The organism is Streptomyces sp. SID14478 (assembly GCF_010548525.1).
Classification (GTDB): domain Bacteria; phylum Actinomycetota; class Actinomycetes; order Streptomycetales; family Streptomycetaceae; genus Streptomyces.
This window is the reverse complement of the sequence record NZ_JAAGMG010000267.1, coordinates 1-6,670: the sequence shown is the minus strand read 5'-3', so window position 1 is coordinate 6,670 and position 6,670 is coordinate 1. Positions and strand designations below refer to the sequence as shown.

Annotated in this window: 5 protein-coding genes and 1 pseudogene; all 6 read right to left on the bottom strand. The window is 71.4% G+C overall.

Translation table 11 applies throughout. The annotated features are described in order from the left end of the window. The coding region (locus G3I40_RS09405; protein WP_164301702.1) for an ATP-binding cassette domain-containing protein at positions 1-1,071 on the bottom strand (1,071 nt) is incomplete at its 3' end. 123 nt (positions 1,072-1,194) lie between these two features. Then, entirely contained in the window at positions 1,195-1,956 is a 762-nt protein-coding gene (locus G3I40_RS09400; RefSeq protein ID WP_164301701.1) for a hypothetical protein, read from the bottom strand. Positions 1,957-1,972: 16 nt separating this feature from the next. Beyond that, the gene (locus G3I40_RS09395; protein WP_164301700.1) at positions 1,973-2,740 is read right to left on the bottom strand and encodes an ABC transporter permease subunit; all 768 of its coding nucleotides are present in this window, start codon (positions 2,738-2,740) and stop codon (positions 1,973-1,975) included. A gap of 1 nt (position 2,741) precedes the next feature. Then, entirely contained in the window at positions 2,742-3,725 is a 984-nt protein-coding gene (locus tag G3I40_RS09390; protein WP_164301699.1) for an ATP-binding cassette domain-containing protein, read from the bottom strand. Between the two features lie 72 nt (positions 3,726-3,797). Further along, entirely contained in the window at positions 3,798-4,733 is a 936-nt protein-coding gene (locus G3I40_RS09385; RefSeq protein ID WP_018535394.1) for a cellulose-binding protein, read from the bottom strand. A 183-nt stretch (positions 4,734-4,916) separates the two neighbouring features. After that, positions 4,917-6,670, bottom strand: a pseudogene (locus G3I40_RS09380) (hypothetical protein); the annotation flags it as partial.

The window sequence follows — 6,670 nt, the reverse complement described above, 5'->3', positions numbered from 1 at the left end:
CGGGTTCTGGCCCGGAGGCTGCTGCGGCGGCATCGGCTGCGCCTGGGGCGGCGGCGGGGCGTACCAGCCGGGCTGGCCCTGGCCGGCCACCGGCAGCTGCTGCGGCGGGACCATGCCCGGCGGCATCGGCTGCTGCAGCCCTTCCCGCTGGTCGGCGGTGGAGCGGTAGTCGACGGCGCCCTGCGTCATCCGCATGTACGCCTCTTCGAGGGAGGCCTGGTGCGGCGACAGCTCCCACAGACGTACGTCCGCGCCGTGTGCGAGCTCGCTGATCCGCGGCAGCGGCAGGCCCATGATGCGCAGCGCGCCGTCCTGCTCGGGCAGCACCTGGCCGCCGGCCCCGGTCAGGGCGGCGGTCAGCTTCTCGCGCTGCTGCGGTTCGCCCTCCGGGGTGCGCACCCGGGCGAAGTCGGCCGAGTTGTGCGAGATGAAGTCCCGCACGCTCATGTCGGCGAGCAGCTGCCCGCGCCCGATGACGATCAGGTGCTCGGCGGTGAGCGCCATCTCGCTCATCAGGTGCGAGGAGACGAAGACCGTACGGCCCTCGGCCGCGAGCTGCTTCATGAGGTTCCTGACCCACAGGATGCCCTCGGGGTCGAGGCCGTTGACCGGTTCGTCGAAGAGCAGCACCTGCGGGTCGCCGAGCAGGGCCGCCGCGATGCCGAGCCGCTGCCCCATGCCGAGCGAGAAGCCCTTGGAGCGCTGCTTGGCGACCTCCTGGAGGCCCACGACCCCGAGCACCTCGTCGACCCGGCGGGCCGGGATGCCGGCCAGCTGCGCCAGGCACAGTAGGTGATTGCGGGCGGCCCGGCCGCCGTGCATCGCCTTCGCGTCGAGCAGGGCGCCGACCTGGCGCGGCGCGTTCGGCAGCTTGCCGTACGGGTGTCCGCCGATGGTCACCTGGCCGGAGGTCGGCTGGTCGAGGCCGAGGATCATGCGCATCGTCGTCGACTTGCCCGAACCGTTGGGTCCGAGGAAGCCGGTGACGGTCCCCGGCCGCACCTGGAAGGAAAGGTTGTACACGGCTGTCTTCGCGCCGTAGCGCTTCGTCAGGCCGACTGCCTCGATCATTCTCCGCACCCATCGGAAGTTCTGAACGGTTCGACAAGGTTCAGGACGTCGGGGCACAGGCCCCCGTAAGGGTTAGGAGGATATCCGTGTGCTGACGGTTCCGGCCAAGAGCGGGTAAAGCCGTCAGCGGGGCCCGAGACCGCCGCCGAGCAGCCGGGTGCCCTCCTCGCGGACAGCGGCGGAGGCGGCCGCCCGCCGCACCCAGTCGTCCGGGGCCGGCCCGAGCAGGGACCGGAGCGCCGGGGATCCGGCCATGAGAGCGCTCAGCAGCCGCGCCTGGTCCCCGCCGCCTGGCCGCGGGGCACCGGTGAGCGGATCGCGCAGGACGCCGTGCTCGCTGACGTAGAGCTGGATGCCGGGGAGCGGGGGATCGGCGAGGGCGGTCCTGCGGTAGTTCGGCAGCTCGGTCGCGTCGACGGCCGTCAGCTGGGCCTCGTCGAGCCAGGAGACGACGAGCGTGTGCGCGGCCCGCGGGTCCGGGTACGGAGCGGCCGCCACGTAGCCGTTGCGCCCGATGTGGGCGGAGCAGCCGATGCCGATGCCGCGGACGCGCAGCGGGACCATCGGCACGGCCACGGGCAGGCCGAGGCGGGCGAGCTTGTGCGCGACCTGCGCGGGGGAGGCGTTGGAGCCGACGGCGAGGACGGGGGTGCGGGCGGTCGTCGGCGCGTGGCCCCGGTCCACGAGGACGTCGTCGAGGCGCGCCCCGTTGCCGGACAGCAGCCAGTGCCCGGCCGGTCCGTCGGCGGCCAGCTCCAGCAGCTCGTCACCGAGGAGCAGGGACGGTACGGGCACCGGCCGGCCGGGGTAGCTGAGCGGGACGAGGGCCGGGACGGTGTCGTAGCCGAGTGCCGTGAGGGTACGGACGGGACCGGTGAGCGCCATGGCGCCGGAGACTACGTCAGGCGTCCCGCTTCTTCAGCAGGACGTACCCGACGATCAGCGCCGCGGCCACCCACACGAGCAGGATCGCGAAGCCGCCCCAGGGGCCGTAGGGCACGTCGTCGCCCGAGGTGACGACCTGCATCATGCGCTGGCCGGCCTGGTCGGGGAAGTAGCGGGCGACCTTCTGCGTGGCCGAGACGCTGTTGAGGATCGGGGAGACCAGGAAGAAGAACGGCATCAGGATGCCCAGGGCCAGCATGGGCGAGCGGAGCATCGAGGCGACGCCCATGGAGAACATCGCCATCAGGGTCATGTAGAGGGCGGCCCCGAGGACGGCGCGCAGGACGTTCGGCGCGCTCAGCGTCGTGTGGTGGTCGCCCAGCATCGCCTGGCCCAGGAAGAACGAGGCGAAGGCTGTGATCAGGGCGATGACCAGGGTGAGCAGCGCCGCGACCGCCACCTTGGAGAACAGGAACGTGCCGCGCTGCGGGACCGCCGCGAGCGAGGTGCGGATCATGCCCGTGCTGTACTCGCTGGCCACCACGAGGACCCCGAAGACCACCAGGGCGAGCTGGCCCAGGCTGAGCCCGGAGAACGAGATGAACGTCGGGTCGAAGGTCAGCTTGTCCTTGGTGGACAGGTTCTTGAAGTCGTTCTTGGTCAGGGCGCTGATCAGCATGCCGAGCCCGACCGAGAAGATCACGGCGAGGGCGAGCGTCCACACCGTGGAGTTCACCGACTTGATCTTGGTCCACTCGGACCGGAGGACCTGGGCCGCGGCCATCTCAGGCCCCCTTCTTGTCGTTGCCCTGCTGCTGCCAGGTCCCGCCCCAGCCCTGCGGCGCCGCGGCCTGCGCGGGTGCGTCGGTGTGCGCGTGGTACTCGACGGACTCGGCCGTCAGCTGCATGAACGCCTCTTCCAGCGAGGCCTGCTGGGGGCTCAGTTCGTGCAGGACCAGCTGGTGGCTCCCGGCCAGTTCACCGAGCTCCTCGGGGGAGTGGCCGTCGACCTCCAGCGTGCCGTTGCCCGCCTCGACGGCCGTGATGCCGGCCTCGTGCAGCACGTCGAGCAGCCGCTCGCGCTGCGGCGAGCGCAGCCGGACGTAACTGCGGGAGTTCTGCCGGATGAAGTCCGCCATGGACGTGTCGGCCAGCAGGCGGCCCTGGCCGATGACCACCAGGTGGTCGGCGGTGAGCGCCATCTCGCTCATCAGGTGCGAGGAGACGAAGACCGTACGGCCGGCCCCCGCGAGGGACTTCATCAGGTTCCGGATCCAGTGGATGCCCTCGGGGTCGAGCCCGTTGACCGGCTCGTCGAACATCAGGATCTGCGGGTCGCCCAGGAGCGCGCCCGCGATGCCGAGCCGCTGGCCCATGCCGAGCGAGAAGCCCTTGGCCTTCTTCTTGGCGACGGCGGTCAGGCCGACGGTGTCCAGGACCTCGTTGACCCGGCCGCGCGGAATGCCGTTGGACTGCGCCAGGCACAGCAGGTGGTGGTAGGCGCTGCGGCCGCCGTGCATCGCCTTGGCGTCGAGGAGCGCGCCGATGTACTTGAGGGGGTCCTTCAGCTGGGCGTAGCGCTTGCCGTCGATCCGGACCGATCCGGCGGACGGGTTGTCGAGACCGAGCATCATGCGCATCGTCGTCGACTTGCCGGCCCCGTTCGGTCCCAGGAAGCCGGTGACGATGCCTGGCTTCACGGTGAAGGTCAGGTTGTTGACGGCCATCTTCTCGCCGTACCGCTTGGTCAGCCCCTCTAGCTCGATCATGCGGTCACGTTAGAACGGGCAAAAGCCCCCTGCCACTTAGATGTGGCAAGGGGCTTCCGGTGTGCCGAACGATCAGCGGGACTGCTGCGCGGGCACGCCCCGGGAGATCGGCTCGTCCTCGGCCGGGGCACCGGCGGCGGCGACGGCCGCACCGGTCAGCGTGGCCAGCATCTCGCGGACGTTGGTCAGCTGGGCGTTGATCGAGTCGCGACGGTTCGTCAGCGCCGCCAGCTCGCGCTCCGATTCGCTGCGGATACGGTCCGCCTTGGCGTTGGCGTCCGCCACGATGTCCTCGGCCTGGCGCTGGGCCGTCTCCACCGTCTGGCGTGCGCGGCGCTCGGCGTCCGTGCGGAGCTTCTCGGCCTCCAGGCGGAGCTGCTCGGCGCGGTGCTCGATCTCCGCGAGGCGCTTCTCGGCCTTGGCCTGACGGGAGGCCAGATCGCGCTCGGACTGCTCGCGGCGCTTGGCCAGGTTCGTCTCGAAGTCCGCGGCGGCCTGGGCGGCCTTGGCGCGGGTCTCCTCGAAGAGGGCGTCCGCCTCCTCGCGCTTGGACTGCGCGTCCTTCTGCGCCTCGGTGCGCAGCGCGGTCGCCTCGCCCTTGGCCTTCTCGACGATCCGAACGCCCTCGTCCTCGGCCTTGGACTTGCGCTCGGCGGCGAACGACTCCGCGTCGTTGCGCACCTGCTGGGCCGCCGACTCGGCGAGCTCGCGGTGCTGCTCGGCGGCGCGACGGGCCTCCTCGCGCAGGTCCTTCGCCTCCTCCTCGGCGAGGCGGAGGATCTTCTCGACGCGCGCGCCGAGGCCGGCGTACGACGGCTCCGCGTCGTTCACCTGAGCCTGGGCGTTCTGCGTCTCGAGGTGGAGTTCCTCGATGCGCTTTTCCAGAGCAGTGATACGGGCCAGAGCGCTGTCACGGTCGGAGACGAGCTTCGAGATGCGTTCGTCCACCTGAGCGCGGTCGTACCCACGCCGCACAAGCTCGAAGCCGTAGGGGGAAGTGTCGCTCATGGGGTTCCTGTCGAATGAGACCGGTGAGGTGATAGAGGGAATCCTAGGGGTCCAAGCGGCGTGTCATCGAGCAGATGCCCGTTTGATCTGGAGAATGACACCCCTTTTGAGTGGCGTAGCGGCGGAGAGCTTGCCAGATGAAGGGCCGAAGGTCCTTGTCGAGCACGACAGTTGCCTTCCTGGCTACCCCTCGGAGCCCTTGCCACCCGAACGTGTGGCCCCTGCCGCCGCTCCTGCCTTGACGCCGCCGTCCTTGTTCCCCCCGCTGGACGGTGACTCAAAAGATTCCAACGCCTCCAGCACGTCCTGGACACGGGAGATCTCGGCATTGATGTCCTCGCGGCGCCGGACCAGGACGTCGAGTTCGCGCTGACCCTTGTCGATCATGGCAGCCGCCTCGCTTTCGGCGTCGGCCTTGATCTTTTCCGCCTCGCGCGTGAGGTCGGCCTTTTTCTGCTCGGCTTCCTTGAGCAGCCCCTCGGCCTTCTTGACGGCGGCGATACGGACCTTGCCGGCCTCGGAATTCGCGTCGTTGAGCAGGTCCTTGGCCTTGGTCTGCGCCTCGGCGAGCTGCTCCTCCGCGGCCTTGACCAACGCGTCGCAGCGTTCGCCCGCGTTCCGCATGGCCTCCGCTGACTCGCGCCGGGCGTGCTCGTGCAGCTCCTCGATCTCGCCCGTGATGCGGTCGCGCAGCTCCTCGGCCCGCTCCCTTATCTGGGTCGCGTCCCGGCGCGCGCCGACGAGCAGCTCGTCCGCGTCCGTACGGGCCTTCTCCACCAGCGCGTTGCCCTCGACGGTGCCCTCGGAGACCAGCCGATCCGCCTCGCTGCGTGCCGCGCCGACCATCGAGTCGGCCTGCGCCTCGGCGTCCGCCGTCGTCTTCTGCGCGGACTCCTGCGCCTCGCGCGTCAGCTTGTCGGCCTCCGCGGCGGACTCCGTGATGAGCTTGTCGACCTGCTCCGCGGCCTCCGTACGCCGCTTGTTGGCGTCCTTGCGGGCCTCGTCCAGGGCGCGCTCGGACTCCTCCCGCGCGGCCGCCCTGAGGCGCTCGGCCTCCGCCGCCGCGTCCGCCTTGACCCGCTCGGACTCGGTGCGGATCCGCTCGGCGTGCTGCTGCGCGGAGCCGACCGTCTCGGCGGCCTCGGCGCGCAGCCGCTCGGCGTCCCCGCTCGCGTCCGCGATCAGCTTCTCGGCCTTGGCGACGGACTCGGCGCGGACCCGGTCCGCCTCCGTGTTCGTCTCCGTCGTCAGGCGCTCGGCCTCCGACGTGGCCTCGGTGATGAGGGTGTCGGCCTGCGCGGCCGCGTCGGACCGGATGCGGTTGGCGTCCTCGCGGGCCTCGGCGCGCGTACGGGAGGCGTCCTGGTCGGCGCTCGTCCGCAGCTCCGCGACCTCCGTGCGCACCCGCTGGGCGTGCTCGGACGCGTCGCCCCGCAGCCGCTCGGACTCGGCGATCGCCTCCGCGACCGTGCGCTCCGCAAGGGACTTGGCGGCCTCCGACTCGGCCGTGGCCTCGCTGCGGACCCGGTTCGCGTCCTCGGTGGCACGCTCGCGCTCCGCGTACGCGTCCGAGCGGACCCGGTCGGACTCCTCCTGCGCCTCCTGCGTCGTGCGCTGCGCCGCGTGCTCGGCGGCGCTGCGCAGCCCGGCGATCTCCTCCTGGGCCTGCTCCTGCAGTCCGGCGACCGAGTCGCGGACCTGCTGCGCGGTCTGCTCGGCGGTGGTGACCATCTCGGTCGCCCGCTGGTCCGCCTCCTCGACGAGCCGGGCGGCCTCCGTCTGCGCCTCGTCGACCCGGGCGCGCGCCACCGCGAGGAGCTCCTCGCTCTGCTCGCGGGCCCGCTCGCGCTCCTGGTCGGCCTCCTGGCGCGCGCTGCCGAGCGTCTCCTCGGCCTCCCTGCGGCGCCGTGCGGCCTCCTCCTGGGCGGCGGCCAGCG

Coding starts and splice junctions, on each gene's coding strand:
- G3I40_RS09400 (WP_164301701.1), bottom strand. CDS start 1,956: ATGGCGCTCACCGGTCCCGTCCGTACCCTCACGGCACTCGGCTACGAC.
- G3I40_RS09395 (WP_164301700.1), bottom strand. CDS start 2,740: ATGGCCGCGGCCCAGGTCCTCCGGTCCGAGTGGACCAAGATCAAGTCG.
- G3I40_RS09390 (WP_164301699.1), bottom strand. CDS start 3,725: ATGATCGAGCTAGAGGGGCTGACCAAGCGGTACGGCGAGAAGATGGCC.
- G3I40_RS09385 (WP_018535394.1), bottom strand. CDS start 4,733: ATGAGCGACACTTCCCCCTACGGCTTCGAGCTTGTGCGGCGTGGGTAC.